9 protein-coding genes are annotated in these 16502 nt (G+C 54.9%); 8 read left to right on the plus strand and 1 reads right to left on the minus strand.

The genetic code is table 11. The annotated features are described in order from the left end of the window. Positions 1–219 precede the first annotated feature (219 nt). The 8 genes from speF (at position 220) to C7M51_RS18115 (ending at position 16238) form a co-directional block, all read left to right on the plus strand. Entirely contained in the window at positions 220–2418 is a 2199-nt protein-coding gene (gene speF, locus C7M51_RS18085; RefSeq protein ID WP_160622936.1) for an ornithine decarboxylase SpeF, read from the plus strand. Beyond that, a complete protein-coding gene (potE, locus tag C7M51_RS18090; protein ID WP_160622937.1) occupies positions 2415–3731 on the plus strand; it encodes a putrescine-ornithine antiporter in 1317 nt (438 codons plus the stop codon). Before speF ends, potE begins: the two co-directional genes overlap by 4 nt. A 743-nt stretch (positions 3732–4474) precedes the next feature. After that, on the plus strand, positions 4475–6100 hold the full coding sequence (locus C7M51_RS18095; RefSeq protein ID WP_244323850.1) for a ShlB/FhaC/HecB family hemolysin secretion/activation protein: 1626 nt from the start codon (positions 4475–4477) through the stop codon (positions 6098–6100). After that, entirely contained in the window at positions 6100–6627 is a 528-nt protein-coding gene (locus C7M51_RS18100) for a toxin-activating lysine-acyltransferase (protein WP_160622939.1), read from the plus strand. The genes C7M51_RS18095 and C7M51_RS18100 overlap by 1 nt, the downstream gene beginning before the upstream one ends. 97 nt (positions 6628–6724) lie before the next feature. After that, positions 6725–7285: an Ail/Lom family outer membrane beta-barrel protein gene (locus tag C7M51_RS18105; protein WP_244323762.1), complete on the plus strand. Its 561-nt coding sequence runs from the start codon at positions 6725–6727 to the stop codon at positions 7283–7285. Positions 7286–7375: 90 nt separating this feature from the next. Further along, entirely contained in the window at positions 7376–13267 is a 5892-nt protein-coding gene (locus C7M51_RS18110; RefSeq protein WP_167522375.1) for a two-partner secretion domain-containing protein, read from the plus strand. Further along, the gene (locus C7M51_RS22880; RefSeq protein ID WP_244323763.1) at positions 13210–15906 is read left to right on the plus strand and encodes a hemagglutinin repeat-containing protein; all 2697 of its coding nucleotides are present in this window, start codon (positions 13210–13212) and stop codon (positions 15904–15906) included. The genes C7M51_RS18110 and C7M51_RS22880 overlap by 58 nt, the downstream gene beginning before the upstream one ends. Continuing rightward, positions 15906–16238 (plus strand): hypothetical protein, encoded by a 333-nt coding sequence (locus tag C7M51_RS18115; RefSeq protein WP_160623698.1) that lies wholly within the window; start codon positions 15906–15908, stop codon positions 16236–16238. Before C7M51_RS22880 ends, C7M51_RS18115 begins: the two co-directional genes overlap by 1 nt. 48 nt (positions 16239–16286) lie before the next feature. Here C7M51_RS18115 and C7M51_RS18120 read toward each other — a convergent pair whose 3' ends face one another. Continuing rightward, positions 16287–16493, minus strand: a complete 207-nt coding sequence (locus C7M51_RS18120) for a SymE family type I addiction module toxin (RefSeq protein WP_244323764.1) — start codon at positions 16491–16493, stop codon at positions 16287–16289. Positions 16494–16502 lie beyond the last annotated feature (9 nt).

Below are 16502 nucleotides of genomic sequence, written 5' to 3' on the forward strand. Positions count from 1 at the left end.
GAATCTTAGTTATTACAGGTCTCTGCTTGTAACTAACCGCGCTCACTCCCAATGAAACCTTAATTTAGCAGTTTCCGGACTGTTAGGGTTTTCTATTTCCTGAAAGCAAATTACTGATATTTATTTATCAGCGGCAAACTATTGCTTTCATTCCGGAGTAATCAATTTCTTATTTAAGAAATTGAGGGCCTGCTATTATCTGAAAATAAAGAGATGAAAATGACTGATTTAAAGATTGCCGTTAGTAATACATGTCCGAACTGTTTTTCCACGCAGCGCAGTATTGTGAATACCGGTGAGACTAATTTTGTAGATGTTGCCGCCGTTGTATTGACAATGAAAGACGTTGAAAACGGTAAGCTCGACGAGATTAGTGCCACCGGTTACAACATCCCGGTCTTTATCGCTATTAATAAAGACGAGATTGTACCGTCTGAATATATGCCGCTGATTCAGGGCGTGTTTGAGCACGATGAAACGCGCAATGAATTCTACGGTCGTCAACTGGAAGCCGCTGCACATAAATATGAAACTCAGCTGCGCCCGCCGTTTTTCAGCGCGCTGGTAGATTATGTTAAGCAGGGCAACAGCGCATTTGACTGCCCCGGACATCAGGGTGGTGAGTTCTTCCGTCGTCATCCCGCAGGTAATCAGTTCGTTGAATACTTTGGCGAAACGCTGTTCCGTTCAGACCTGTGCAACGCCGACGTTGCTATGGGTGATCTGCTGATACATGAAGGCGCGCCGTGCATAGCGCAACAGCATGCGGCAAAAGTATTTAATGCGGATAAAACCTACTTCGTACTTAACGGTACATCCTCATCAAATAAAGTGGTGCTGAACGCTCTGCTGACCCCAGGCGATCTGGTGCTGTTCGATCGTAACAACCATAAATCTAACCACCACGGTGCGCTGCTACAGGCTGGGGCTACGCCGATTTATCTGGAAACCGCGCGTAACCCGTACGGCTTCATCGGTGGTATCGATGCCCACTGCTTCGAAGAAAGCTACCTGCGTGAACTTATTGCTGAAGCTGCACCGCGCCGGGCAAAAGACGCACGTCCGTTCCGTCTGGCAGTTATTCAGTTAGGCACCTATGACGGTACTATTTATAACGCCCGTCAGGTTGTCGATAAAATCGGTCACCTGTGCGACTACATCCTGTTTGACTCCGCGTGGGTCGGTTATGAACAGTTTATTCCGATGATGGCTGACTGTTCTCCGCTGCTGCTGGAGCTGAATGAAAACGATCCGGGTATCCTGGTGACCCAGTCCGTGCATAAACAGCAGGCTGGTTTCTCTCAGACGTCGCAAATCCATAAAAAAGACAGCCACATCAAAGGTCAGAAGCGCTATGTTCCGCATAAACGCCTCAACAACGCCTTTATGATGCACGCTTCCACCAGTCCGTTCTACCCGCTGTTTGCTGCGCTGGACATCAACGCCAAAATGCATGAAGGCGAAAGCGGACGCAATATGTGGATGGATTGCGTAATGAACGGTATCAAGGCGCGTAAGCTGATCCTTGAAAGCTGCAAACATATCCGTCCGTTTGTACCGCACATGGTGGATGGTAAACCGTGGCAGTCTTATGAAACCGCGCAAATCGCCGTTGACCTGCGCTTCTTCGCATTTGGCCCAGGCGAACGCTGGCATGCGTTTGAAGGCTATGCTGAACATCAGTACTTTGTCGATCCTTGCAAATTGCTGCTCACCACGCCGGGCATCAACACCGCAACCGGTGAGTATGAAGCGTTCGGCGTACCGGCGACCATTCTCGCTAACTACCTGCGTGAAAACGGCGTCGTCCCGGAAAAATGCGATCTCAACTCGATTCTGTTCCTGCTAACACCAGCGGAAGATATGGCTAAGTTGCAGCAGCTGGTTGCCCTGTTAGCGCAGTTCGAAACCCTGCTTGAAAACGATGCGCCGCTGAAAGATGTTCTGCCTTCTATCTATCGTCAGCATGAAGAACGTTATGCCGGTTATACCCTGCGCCAGCTGTGCCAGGAAATGCACGATCTCTATGCCCGCCACAATGTGAAACAGTTGCAGAAAGAGATGTTCCGCAGAGCGCACTTCCCGGATGTTCGTATGAATCCGCAGGAAGCGAACTATGCCTACCTGCGTGGTGAAGTGGATCTGGTGCCGCTGCCGGAAGCGGAAGGCCGTATTGCCGCTGAAGGTGCGCTTCCTTACCCGCCGGGAGTGCTGTGTGTTGTTCCGGGTGAAGTCTGGGGCGGCGCGGTTCTGCATTACTTCACCGCGCTTGAAGAAGGTATCAACCTGCTGCCGGGCTTTGCACCGGAACTGCAGGGGGTTTACATCCAGGAACACGACGGTCGCAAACAGGTGTGGTGCTATGTGATCGCGTCTGGTGAACAATCAGGCGCTCTGCTGAAAGAGGAAAACATATGAGCAAGTCGAACAACAAGATGGGCGTTGTTCAGCTCACCATCCTGACTATGGTCAACATGATGGGCTCCGGCATCATCATGTTACCTACCAAGCTTGCAGAGGTGGGGACAATCTCCATCATCTCCTGGTTGGTGACAGCGGTGGGCTCTATGGCGCTGGCCTGGGCATTCGCAAAATGCGGGATGTTCAGCCGCAAATCCGGTGGGATGGGCGGTTACGCCGAGTACGCTTTTGGTAAGTCAGGCAACTTTATGGCCAACTATACCTATGGCGTATCGCTGCTGATCGCTAACGTCGCTATCGCTATTTCAGCCGTAGGTTACGGCACCGAGTTATTCGGTGCCCATCTGTCGCCAGTTCAGATTGGTCTGGCGACCATCTGTGTGCTGTGGATATGTACCGTTGCTAACTTCGGTGGTGCGCGCATCACCGGGCAAATCAGTAGCGTTACCGTATGGGGCGTCATCATTCCGGTGGTTGGCCTGTGCGTTATCGGCTGGTTCTGGTTTAGCCCGACGATGTATGCCGAATCCTGGAACCCGCATCATGCGCCGTTCTTTAGCGCGGTGGGATCCTCCATCGCCATGACGCTGTGGGCTTTCCTGGGGCTGGAATCCGCCTGTGCCAACACCGATGTGGTAGAAAATCCTGAGCGCAACGTGCCTATCGCGGTACTGGGCGGTACTCTGGGTGCGGCGATAATCTACATCGTCTCTACCAATGTGATTGCCGGTATCGTGCCGAATATGGATCTGGCAAACTCTACGGCACCGTTTGGTCTGGCCTTTGCCCACATGTTTACGCCTGTTGTGGGTAAAGTCATCATGGCTCTGATGATTATGTCCTGCTGTGGTTCGCTGCTGGGCTGGCAGTTCACCATCGCACAGGTATTTAAATCATCCGCAGATGAAGGATATTTCCCGAAAATCTTCTCACGCCTGTCTTCTGCCGGTGCGCCGGTAAAAGGGATGCTGACGATTGTTATTCTGCAAACTGGTCTGTCGCTGATGACCATTAGCCCATCGCTGAATAATCAGTTTAACGTACTGGTGAACCTGGCGGTTGTAACGAATATTATTCCTTACATCCTCTCCATGGCGGCGCTGGTGATTATTCAGAAAATGGCGAATATTAATTCGGCAAAAGCGCGCCCGGCGAATGTCATCGCATTTATCGGTGCCATGTATAGCTTCTATGCCCTTTACTCTTCCGGTGAAGAAGCCATGCTCTACGGTGCCATCGTGACTTTCCTGGGATGGACGCTGTACGGCTTTGTTTCCCCACGCTTTGAGCTGAAAAATAAAGTCAGCTAAGCGTTTTCCGGCGGTACGATGCCCCGTACCGCCGGCTTTTTACTTTTATCCACACCGTTTCCTGCCTTTTGGTTTCAGCGCTTCTGAAATATCTCCGCCACATCGCTTCGATGCTGTTTTATCTGTTTGCTTATCAAAGCAGTGATGCTTGTTTCTTTATCTGAGAAGCCAGCGTATCAATCTTTCACCGTTAAGATCTGTCATTCCAGAGGCTGAAACGTGCTGTGTTAATTGCTGCTTATCTGATACTGAAGTAAATGAAATATTCAATGTAAAGTGGGGCAGCAATTAAATATTAAGTTATGAGGTGGATGAAATATTAATTAGAGCTTCGCGATGCTCAGCTATTTTTACTATGGCTGCCCGCTATACAACGGTGTGTGATCTGTTAATCCGATAGCGTCTGCTGTCAGCGATTTCCGGGAACGGCAGGAGCGCTAATTTTCGTGAGCGTTTAGGTTGTTCACTAACGGCGTTACACGCCTTGTGAAAGAGGGATTTTATTAGTAAATAAACTAAGAAATAAAATTTGAGTGTGTATTTGCAGTGTTTATGGTAATTAATTATTGCTGTGATGTGTCGATGCCGATATTGGAAATTTGTTTGGTAAAAATTAGCGTTGCTTACCGTAAGCCTCATCGCCTGCTCCGGTAAATAATTAAAACAGATTCAGGATGAAATCTTTAGTGAACAGCAAGTTTTGGGTTTTCTTTGCGCCAGTTTTAGCGCTTTCTTTTTCAACTATGGCAGCCTCCGAACGCGTGCAGTCGGCACAACAGTTCCTTAATCAGCAGCAGCGTCAGCAGGCACTTGAACAACAAATTACCCCTGTTGCGCCAGATGTGAATCTCTCTTCGGTGCAGCAGCCACTCCCTGAACAGGGATTTCCGACAGAAACGCCCTGTTTCGCAGTTTCACAGGTTGTGCTGAGCGGCACACAGGCTCTGCCCCACTGGCTACCCTTGCAGCGGCAGGCTAACCAGGCCGTTGGTCATTGCCTGGGAGCCAAAGGCATTAACCTGTTGATGAGCCGCCTGCAAAATAAGCTGGTGGGACATGGCTACGTCACTACGCGCGTACTGGCACCGGCGCAGGATTTAAAGTCAGGTACTCTGCGCCTAATCGTGATGGCCGGTTACACCCGGGACGTTCGACTGACGCCGGACAGTAATACCTGGGCCACGTTGTACACCTCTTTTCCTGCTCATCGGGGCAATATTCTCGATCTTCGGGATGTTGAGCAGGGGCTGGAAAATCTTCAGCGTCTGCCCACGGTTAACGCCAGCATGGATATTGTTCCCGGCGATAAGCCCGGTGAAAGCGATATCGTCATTAAGCGCCAGCAGTCCCGCATGTGGCGTGTGGATGCCTCTCTGGATGATTCCGGTTCGGAATCAACCGGCGAATATCAGGGCAACCTGACGTTGTCGCTGGATAATCCTCTCTCACTAAGCGATTTATTTTATCTCTCCGGCTCTCACAATCTTGATGGCAACGGCGGTGGAAAATCGTCGAAAGGGCTGACCGCGCATTATTCGGTGCCGTTTGGCTACTGGCTGGCGGGCGTTACGGCCAGCGAATACGATTATGTGCAGACGGTGGCTGGCAGTAACGGTGATTATCGCTACAGCGGTAAAAGTAAAAACATCAGCTTCCAGCTCAGCCGGGTATTGCATCGCAGTGGTAGCCAGAAAACCACGCTAGCCGCTGATGTAATGGCCCGCGAACAGCGTAACTTTATTAACGATACTGAGATTGATGTTCAGCGCCGCCAGACTGCATCCTGGAAGCTGGGGCTACAGCATCGACACTATATTGGTAACGCCATCCTGGATGCAGGCATCAGCTATCAGCGGGGGACGCGCTGGTTTGGTGCGCAGCCCGCGCCAGAAGAGTATGGCCGCTATGGCACGGCGCTCAGCAAAATCCTTCGTTTTAATACGCAGCTTAATCTGCCTTTCTCCATCGCCGGACAACACTTTCGCTTCAGCACTCTTTACCAGCGCCAGATGAGCAACACCCCGCTAACCTCGCCGGACATGATGTCCGTGGGTAACCGCTGGACGGTACGCGGTTTTGATGGAGAAAGAACGCTTACTGCCAGCCACGGCTGGTACGTGCGCAATGATATCGCATGGGTGACACCGCTCCCGGCGCAGGAAATTTACCTGGGGACGGACTATGGCGAGGTGGGCGGCTCCGGCAGTGAAAAGCTGGCGGGGAAACATCTGGCCGGTGGCGTTATGGGTTGGCGGGGCCGCTATCTGCGGGCCAGTTACGACCTGTTTGCCGGGATTCCATTATCAAAACCGGATGGTTTTAAAACCGACCCAACCACGGTTGGGTTCAGTCTCAGCTGGAGTTACTGATGGAGTGGAACGGATTTACCGTACAGTGCCCGTTAGTGCTGGGCGGTAGCGTGAACGAAGCGGAAGTCCTGGGGGCCAGCGTCTGGCTGTGGATGCATTCTGCGTGGCATAAAGAAGCCCTGCTGGAAGCGTTACCTGCACTGCTGCTTCCCGCGATCAAGGAACAACAGTATGTGCTGGCGTTTCAGGAGGGGAAGCCGGTGTTCTTTATGAGCTGGGCCTGGCTTGATGAAGACGCCGAGCAACGTTATCTCACCCGACTGCCGCTGCTGGTTCCGGAGAATAGCTGGCGCTGCGGCGATCGGATGTGGGTGACCGACTGGATCGCCCCCTTTGGGCATACCCGGCAGATGGTTAGCCTGGTGCTGAGCGAACTCTTTCCGGACAGCTGCTTTCGTTCGCTCTGGCATCGGGGGGCAGAGCGGGGAAAACGGGTGAAGCATTTCCGTGGGCGGCGGGTTTCACTGCCACAAATACGCGCCTGGCAGACAGCGCATCCTTTAAGTGCGGTCGTCCAGGAATGTTAATTATTGCCGGGCCGCGTATCGCGGCTCTTAACTAAAAAAGGGAAAAATAATGAAAATTAAGATGATAGTTACCGCTCTGGTTATTACAGGAAGCGTTGTGTTGAGTCCCGTCGTGACGGCTCAGCAACAGACGGTCAGCATGGGATATGCTTACGCCAGGCTCAATGATATCGCGGGACTTAACGGCATTAACGTGCAATACCAGGGGATTAACCTGCAGTACCGCTACGAATGGGATTCTCCGCTGAGTATTATCGGCTCTTTCAGCTATATGAAAGGCGATAAAAGCGTGGCGTACCATGATGCATGGGGAGATGCCTATAAAATCAGCGCTGATGCTAAATATTACTCGTTACTGGCGGGACCGGCTTACCGCCTCAATGACTATCTCAGTCTCTACGGCCTGCTTGGTGTTGCCTACAGCAAAATAAACGGCAGCTATCAATGGCGTAACAGCGTAGGGGCAGACGAGCCTGACGGTCATTTAAATATCCATACTTCCAGGCACACCGCCAGCTTCGCCTATGCGGCGGGCGTGGCAATCAATCCGATAAATAACCTGTCAATTAACCTCGGCTATGAAGGCGCAAGCGTCGACTTTTATGGCAGCAAAAAATCTCTCAATGGCTTCAACGTTGGCATTGGCTGGCGCTTCTGATTTTTAGCGTTGCGCGCCTCAGGCTATGCGTTATTTCAGGATGAGCTTTTGCCTGTATTACGTCACAGGGATATCAGTGAGTAAACGACAATGAATAAACTTTTTTATCGGATTATTTTTAACAAAGCCCGTGGAATGCTGATGGTGGTTGCGGAAATTACCCGTTCTCATCGCGCGGGCGTTTCTCCTGCATCCGGGAGTGATAGAAAAGCAAAAGTGACCCTGACCGCACGGCTCACAACGCTGGCCTTTGGCCTGCTTTTGACGTTTGCATGGTGTGCGCCAGCGCTGGCTGGCGTTGTTGCAGACAAAAACGCACCGGGCAAACAGCAGCCGCAAATCATCAACAGCGCCAGCGGTATTACTCAGATCAATATCCAGACCCCGAGCGCTGCCGGAGTATCGCGCAATACCTACAGCCAGTTTGATGTCGATCGGCGTGGAGTGATTCTCAACAACAGCCACCGCAACGTGCAGACAAACCTTGCCGGGATGGTGGCGGCGAACCCGAACCTGGCGAAAGGGGAAGCGAAGATCATCCTCAATGAGGTTAACTCCCGTAACCCGAGCCAGCTTAATGGCTATATTGAAGTCGCGGGGCAAAAGGCCCAGGTGGTCATTGCTAATCCTTCAGGTATTCAATGTGATGGCTGTGGTTTTATTAATGCCAACCGGGCGACGCTAACGACCGGTACGCCACAGCTCAGCGATGGCAATCTTACCGGCTATCGGGTGAACGACGGTAACATCACTCTTACCGGAAAGGGGCTCGACAGTTCCGCTCAGGACTATACCGATATTATTGCCCGCAGCGTGAAGGTTAATGCGGGCATTCGCGCCCGCGATCTGAAGATTACCACCGGGCGTAATCAGGTAGATGCAGCGCATCAGTTGATTACGGCGCTTGCGGATGACGGCAGTAAAAAGCCAGACGTGGCGCTGGATGTTTCGGCGCTTGGCGGGATGTATGCCGGAAAAATCCGCCTGACGGGAACGGAAAAAGGCGTCGGCGTACATAACGCCGGTGAGATTGGTGCTACGGCGGGAAACGTGGTGCTGACCGCCGACGGACGGATTGAAAACAACGGACACATCAGCAGCACGGGCAACGCCCAGATTATCAGCCATGCCGATATCAGCAACAGCGGCGGCATGCACAGCCAGCAGCAGCTAACGCTGAGCAGCGACGGCACTCTCAGTAACAGCGGTTCACTGGTGAGCGGCGGCTCACTGGTGGCAAAAGCCAGTTCTCTCAACAGCACCCGCAACAGCCTGCTGGCGGCGGGCGTGGACAGCGCCGGTAAGCTGACGCAGCCAGGCGATCTCACCCTGACGGCGTCAGGACAGCTCAGCGCCCACGGGCAAAATCTGGCCGGCGGGCTTATTCAGGCAAAAGGACAGGGCGTTGATATTAGCGCCAGCCAGACGGCGGCAACATCCATATCGCTTGACGCGCAAAATGGTGCGCTCTCTACCCGCGATGCTACCGTTGATGCAGAGAAAACGCTGGTGGCCAGAACGACCACTACCCTGAACAACGACGGCGGCTCACTGACGGCGAATAAACTCACGCTCTCTTCTCAACAGCTAAGCAACCGGTCAGGTACGCTCGCCCAGCTTGGGGAAGACGATCTCAGCCTGACGCCGACAGGCAAGCTGGACAACTACGGCGGCCATATTCGCAGTAACGGCAAGAATATGACGCTGAGCGCGTTCACGCTTGATAACCGCGCCGGGGAAATTACCCACGCCGGAAAAGGTGATTTGTACCTATCTGCCGCCCAGGAACTTGATAATGGTAAGGGCACGATACAGAGCGCAGGGCATATTACTTCACATTCTGCGGCCTTTAACAACGCAGAAGGTCAGCTTATCGCCGTGCAAGGGTTAGCGTTAAACGCGGCCAGCCTGAATAATCACCAGGGGGCGCTGGCCAGCGGCGGCGATATGTCACTTACCGTTAAAAATATCATCAACACCGGCACGGTGAATACCGGTGGTATCAGCAGCGGTGGTGAACTCACGCTGGTGACTTCATCGCTGGATAATAGTGCTGGCCTGTTGCTGGCGGGTAAGAGCCTGACGCTGCTTAATACGTTGCTGAACAACCAGAGCGGGCAGATCGTCAGCCAGCAGGCGCTTAATCTCTCAACCGTTGGGGATTTAAACAATCAGCAGGGGCTGATTCAGGCGAGCGGTATTGCGCTTGATACACAGGGCCATGCGTTGAATAACCGGGGTGGCACGCTTTATAGCCTGGCGGCGCTAACGCTAGACAGTGCCGGGCTGGATAATCAGGGGGGAACCGTCGGGGCAAAGGGCAACGGCACGCTTGTTGCCCACACGCTGGATAACCGTAATGGTGGGCGCATTGTGTCCGAACGCGCCGCCAGCGTGACCGTTCAGTCGCTGCAAAATCAGCAGGGGCAGATCCAGAGCGCAGGCGATCTGCGGCTGAACCTGAGCGGGCTGCTGAACAACCATGAAGGCCTGATCCGCAGTGGCGCTGTTGCGACGGTAACAGCTCAGAAGATCGATAACAGCGGCACACAGAGGGAAAACCAGGGTATTGAAGGGCAAACGCTGACCGTTACCAGCGACAGCTTGCATAACCAGAACGGCAGCCTGCTGGCAAACCATAGCCTGACCATCATCGCTAACGGGCTACTTAACAACGTGCGGGGCGTGATATCCGCCAGCCAGGCGCTGCTGATGAAAGGCAGCGGGCTGCGGCTCACTAACACTGAAGGGATCGCCAGCGCCGGTTCACAGCTGACGTTAAATGCGGACAGCCTGACCGGCGACGGGCGGCTGTTGTCATCAGGGAATATGGCAATCGCCAGCCGCCAGGCGTTCAACAATCAGGGCAGCCTGATTGCTAACCGGGATCTGACGCTGGACGTCAGGGGCGATGTGGTTAACCGTGGGCAGGTTCTGGCGGGGAACACGCTCTCCCTGAGCGGTAACCATCTCTCTAATTTGCAGAACGGCGAAATCAATGCCGGGACTAACCGGCTTATCCTCTCTGGTACGCTGTCCAACACCGGGCTGATTGACGGTGGCCTGACGTGGCTCGAGGCTAACACGCTCAATAATACCGGCACGGGGCGCATCTACGGTGATAGCGTTGGTGTCAATGTCACTACCTTCAACAATATGGCCGCCGATGGTGTTGCGCCTGTGCTGGCCGGGCGCGCTCAGGTCAATATTGGCGCGCGCACTATTAATAACTATACGCATGCGCTGATATACAGTGACGGTACGCTGGCGACAGGCGGAAGGTTAACCAGTGACGGCAGCGTTGCCGGACAGGTTGGCGAAATAAACAACCACAGCGCCACCATTGAATCTGCTGGTGATATGCAGCTGAATGTCGACCGACTGAATAACGTCAACGATCGCTTTGCCACGGAGCTGGTAACGGTATCGGTTATCGATAAGCTGCTGTACCAGTGGAAAGGCGTCATCTACGACACGGCTGATTACAACATCTCCCTTGATAAAGATGAGACATGGATCATTTGCATCAAAGGTGTGACCTGTCATGACTCCGGCAGCGGGGATAAATTTAACGAGTATCGCTATACCGAAACCATCCAGGAGACGCAGGTCAAAGAGAGCGATCCGGCAAAGCTGCTGGCGGGCGGTAATCTGACCATTAACGGCAACAGGGTTTATAACGAAAACAGTGAAATCGTGGCAGGCGGTACGCTGGCCGTTAACGCTGCCAGCGTAGAAAACCGTCAGGCGGAAGGTCAGCGGATCATCACCGATGAGGGAACGCTGAAACATTATTACCGTAAGCGTCATAAGGGCGGTGATTCGCCGGGGATTGATACCTCTGACTACACGCCGCCCGCCACGATACAGACCATCTCGCTCAATCCCGGACGGATGGATGATAACAGCCAGTTTAACGGCAGTAATAAAACGATCGACGCGCAGGGCAACCTTACTGCCGATATCAGCGCTGGCGGTGGCGGAGGTGTGGATACACAGGTTAACGGCAGCGATAAATCGCCGGAGCTGCCACGGCCCGGCACGCAGTTTGACGTAGTGGCGGAAAACGGCGATGAAGGAACGGTAATCCGCACCGTCACGCCGGATACCCGGCTGCCGGACAATAGCCTGTTTAATGTGAAAACAGATGATAACAGCAGCTATCTGATTGAAACGGACGCGCGCTTTACCAGCAACCGGCAGTGGCTTGCCAGTGATTATATGCAGGAGCAGCTCGGTATTGACCAAACGATGAAGCGGCTGGGAGATGGCTACTATGAGCAACGGCTGGTGCGTGAACAGATTATTGCCCTGACGGGCAGGCGCTATCTGGAAGGATTCAGTAACGACGAAGAAGAGTACAAGGCGCTGATGGATAACGGCGTGGCTTTTTCAAAACAGTATAACCTGCGGCCCGGCGTGGCGCTGAGCGCGGAGCAGATGGCGAAGCTGACGAAGCCGCTGGTGTGGCTGGTGAGCAGTACCGTGACGCTACCGGACGGTCGTCAGCAGACGGTGCTGGTACCGCAAGTCTATGCCCCGGTTAAAGCAGGCGATCTGAACGCCAGCGGGGCGCTGATTTCCGGCGGTAACCTGGTTATGAATCTGACCGGCGATCTTGCCAACAGTGGCGTGCTGGGTGGTCATCAGGCCACGGTGATTACCGCCGAGAATATTTTAAATAACGCTGGCAGCATTCAGGGAACGGGGGTCAACCTGACGGCACGTAACGATCTCATCAGTATCGGCGGTAGCCTACAGGGGCTGGATTCGCTGGTGGCTAACGCCGGGCGGGATATTACTATCACTACCACCACCCGCCGCGCCGAGAGTGAAAATGTATCCAGCCGGTTCAGCCGGACCACGCTGGATAAGGTAGCGAGCGTGTCGGTGGTTAACGAAGGTGGTACGCTGCTGCTTAACGCCGGGCGTGATGTGAACCTGACGGCGGCGCAGGTGGTAAACGAAGGAAATAACAGCCAGACGCTGATAGCTGCCCGGCGGGATGTGAATCTGAACACGGTCACCACCGCCGGTCGGGACGATGTGGCATGGAATAGCGACAATACGCTGCACCAGGCGCAGCGCACAGAGAGAGGCGTTGATATCGCCGGTAACGGCAGCGTATCGCTGGCGGCGGGCCAGGATATTAACGCTCGTGCTGCCAGCCTCAACGCGAACAATGCGCTTGCCCTTTCGGCAGGCCGCGATATCCGCATCGTCAGCGGCGAAAACCACAGCGAGCTGGATGAACGACATAAAGAAACGGGCAACAGCGGCCTGTTTTCAAAAACCACCGTCACCACCCGCGACGCGTGGAGCCGCGACACCGCGCAGGCCAGCCAGCTCGGCGGCAACAGCGTGACGATAGACGCCGGACGCGATTTATTGCTCAGGGGCAGTGACGTGGCGGGAACGCAGGACGTTGCCCTGCGCGGCGGACGGGCGGTGACGATAACCGGGGCGGAAGAGAGTCATCAGGAGCTGCACCTGACGCAGCAGAAAAAATCCGGCCTGTCCGGCACCGGCGGCATCGGGTTCAGCTATGGCACGCAGGACGTGAAGGTCACCGACACGCTTGCGGCGACGACGCACCGGGGCAGCACGGTGGGCAGCGTGCAGGGCAGCCTCAGCATCCGGGCGGGCGGCGACCTGAAGGTACAGGGTTCAGAGCTGGTCGCCGGGCAGGATATGCTGCTGACGGGGAAAAACGTGGTTATTGAAACCACGCGGGACAGCAGCACGCAGACGCATACGGTGGAGCAGAAAACCTCCGGGCTGACGCTGGCGCTGTCGGGTACGGCAGGCAGCGCGCTCAACACCGCGGTGAGCACCGTCCGGGAAGCGAAGCGTGAAGGTAATGATCGGTTGGCGGCGCTGCAGGGCGTCAGGGCCGCGCTGACGGGGGTGGCGCGGCACAGGCGGTGGCGCTGGACGGTGCGCAGGGAGCCGCTCCGCAAAATAACAATACCGTCGGGGTGACGCTCTCCTACGGCAGCCAGAAGTCGGTGTCAGAGCAGCGGCAGAGCAGCAGCGCCTCACGGGGCAGCGGCGTGTTGGCGGGGCGCGATCTGACCATCCGTTCGACGGAGGGGGACATCAGCATTGAGGGAAGCCAGCTCCGGGCGGGCAACAACGCGCAGCTGGACGCCAGCCGGGACCTCATCCTGAAGTCAGGGGAGAACACCTCGGCGCTGACGGGCAGAAACGAGAGCCACGGCAGTACGGCGGGCGTGGGGATCGGCGTGGGCACGGGCGGCTGGGGGCTTCAGGTATCGGCGGGCGTCAGCCAGGGGCGGGGTCATGAAAGCGGCAGCGGGCTCACGCACAGCGAAAGCCGGCTCACGGCGGGAAATAACGTGACGCTCGCCAGCGGGCGGGACACGCAGCTGACGGGAGCGCAGGTCAGCGGCGGGTCGGTGAAGGTGAACGCGGGCCGCGACCTGCTGCTGCGCAGCGAACAGGACAGGGAAAGCTACGAGAGTAAACAGCAGAGCGTGAGCGCCGGCGGCAGCGTGGCGGTCCTGGGCGGCAGCGGCTCGGGTGGCATCAGCATGAGCCGGGAGAAGATGAATTCAGAATATGCGTCGGTGCGTGAGCAGACGGGGATAGCCGCCGGTAAGGGCGGTTTTGAGATTAGCGCGGGCCGCCACACGCAGCTGGACGGGGCGGTGATAGCGTCAGCGGCGGAAGCAGACAAAAACAGCCTCAGCACGGGCACGCTGGGGTGGAGCGCCATCCGTAACCGGGCGGAGTATGAGGCGGAGCAGCAGAGTGCGGGGCTGAGCAGCGGCGGCGGCGGCCTCGGGGAACAGTTTGTGGGGAACATGGCGAACAGCCTGCTGAGCGGGGTGAAGGGCGGCGACAGCGCCGGTTCGGTGACGCAGTCGGCCATCAGCGCGGGCAGCATCACCGTCCGTGACGCAGGGCAGCAGCGGCAGGATACTGCCGGACTGAGCCGTGATACGGAGAACGCCAATCAGGCGCTGGAGCAAATCTTCGACAGGGAGAAAGAGCAGCAGCGGCTGAAGGAAGCGCAGCTCATCGGTGAAATCGGCAGCCAGGCGGCAGATATCGCGCGAACGCAGGAGAACATCGCGGCGACGAAGGAAGCAAACGAAAGGCTGGCGTCAGCGACAGAGGCGGAGAGGGTGGCGGCGAAAGCGGAGTGGGAGAAAGCCCATCCGGACAGGACGGCGACGGCTGAAGATATCAGCGGCCAGCTGTATCAGGACTACTATGACCAGGCGTACAGGGAAAACGGGCAGGGCACGGGCGGCAGGGTGCAGCAGGCGATACAGGCGGTAACGGCGGCGATGCAGGGACTGGCGGGCGGCAACCTGGCGCAGGCGGTAAGCGGCGCGGCGGGGCCGTATCTGGCGGAGCAGATACACAGGCTTGCGCCGGACGAGGCGAGCCGTGCGATGGCGCACGCGGTGGTGGGAGCGGTCACGTCCTGGGCGGCGGGTAACGACGCGGCGGCGGGCGCAGCGGGCGCGGTGAGCGGCGAAGTGATGGGACAGCTGGTGATGAAGCAGCTGTATCCGGGAAAGAAAGCCGGTGAGCTGACGGAAGCGGAGAAGCAGACGATAAGCGCGCTGGGTACGCTGGCGGCGGGGCTGGCAGGCGGGCTGGCAGGAGGAAATACGGCCAGCGCGGTGGCCGGGGCGCAGACCGGGAAGAATGCGGTTGAGAATAACTTCCTGCACGCTGAACAGATTGACGATTTTGCGGCGAAGGCGAAAGGCTGTGAAGTCCGTGGCGACTGCGGAAAAGTCGTGAAAGAAATGGAAGAGCTGAGCCTGAAGCAGCAGCAGGAAATGATCGCGGTCTGCGCCACCAGTCCGGCTGCCTGTAAGGAAAAATACGGCGATATTCCTGCTAACGGAATGCTGGTACGTGAAGCGATAGATCGTGTGCTGGGTGATGATGTGCCATCAAAAATGAAGAATGATATGTCTTCATTACTGGCGCAGCAGCTTGAGGCGGAAGGCGTTGTATCCAGTACCAGGTTTGCGAATGAGCTTAAAACCCGATACGGGATAGACGGTCAGCAGGCTGATATATTGGCGGCGGCGGCGTTAGGTGCGGTTACTGGTGGAATGAGCAAAGGCGGTAAACCGGAAGCCGGTAAAAACATTGTTATTGTGGACTCAGGCAAGAAAGGGGCCTGGAACAAAGCACTGAATAAGCCAGAACCGAATACGGTTTATAAGGTTGATGGTGATAAGAGTTATCATACTGACAACCTGGCCAGACCAACCCAGGTTGAAGCAACTCTTAAAGCTAATGTAAAAGATCGCAATGGTTATCAACAATGTAAGGCCGGTAAATGTGGTAATCCTGGAGATGAAGGGGGACATTTAATCGCCAGTATCTTTAACGGTCCTGGTGAAAAATTGAACCTGCTACCGATGGATGGAAACCTGAATAAAGGTGCGTGGAAACAGATGGAAAACACTTGGGCGAAGGCATTGAGTGAAGGTAAAGAAGTTAAGGTTAACATTCAACCATCTTATACTGGTAACAACGTAAGGCCGGACAAATTTTATGTTGAATACTCTATAAACGGCGGAAGGCCAATAGCTGAAACATTTAAAAATGCGCCAGGAGGTAAATGATGCGGACAGATCAAGAAATTTATAATGACATCGGTTCAATACTGTTATCCGTTGCACCTGAAAATGCGTCCAAAGTTATCATGAGAGCAGAACTATCTCCTGAGAATGATCATTGTAGATGTGAATTTGACTATATAAATACCGACTCCGGTGCTACAGATTGGTTTTCGGCTGGGGCACAAGCGAACGGTGATTTATTTGATTTACTTGTTGAGTTAAGGAATTATTTTATAGATAACTTTAAGTCTCAAGAGAAGCCATTCTGGCATGGTTGTGAAGTAACGGTGAATGTGGAAACCTTAAAAATTAATATTGATTTTAAATATAATTAGTGAGAAATCCCGCCCTTTACCGGCGGGATTTTACTTTAAACCCGTCAGCTACTTTTCCCCGGCCAGCCGGATGATCAGCTGGCCCGGCCCGGTGATCACCTCGATCTTCTGGCCGGTCTCAAACCCCAGCGCCGCCATCCAGCGGCCTTTAAGGGTAATGGAGGGCGATGCCTCAAACTTGCGCTGATCCCGGATATGGCCCACGGTGCAATACCGGGTTGTGGGCGCCTCTGGCTTATGATGTTGCGCAACCATACTCCATGT

It is taken from the genome of Mixta intestinalis (assembly GCF_009914055.1).
Classification (GTDB): Bacteria; Pseudomonadota; Gammaproteobacteria; order Enterobacterales; family Enterobacteriaceae; genus Mixta; species Mixta intestinalis.

Coding starts and splice junctions, on each gene's coding strand:
- speF (WP_160622936.1), top strand. CDS start 220: ATGACTGATTTAAAGATTGCCGTTAGTAATACATGTCCGAACTGTTTT.
- potE (WP_160622937.1), top strand. CDS start 2,415: ATGAGCAAGTCGAACAACAAGATGGGCGTTGTTCAGCTCACCATCCTG.
- C7M51_RS18095 (WP_244323850.1), top strand. CDS start 4,475: ATGGCAGCCTCCGAACGCGTGCAGTCGGCACAACAGTTCCTTAATCAG.
- C7M51_RS18100 (WP_160622939.1), top strand. CDS start 6,100: ATGGAGTGGAACGGATTTACCGTACAGTGCCCGTTAGTGCTGGGCGGT.
- C7M51_RS18110 (WP_167522375.1), top strand. CDS start 7,376: ATGAATAAACTTTTTTATCGGATTATTTTTAACAAAGCCCGTGGAATG.
- C7M51_RS18115 (WP_160623698.1), top strand. CDS start 15,906: ATGCGGACAGATCAAGAAATTTATAATGACATCGGTTCAATACTGTTA.
- C7M51_RS18120 (WP_244323764.1), bottom strand. CDS start 16,493: ATGGTTGCGCAACATCATAAGCCAGAGGCGCCCACAACCCGGTATTGC.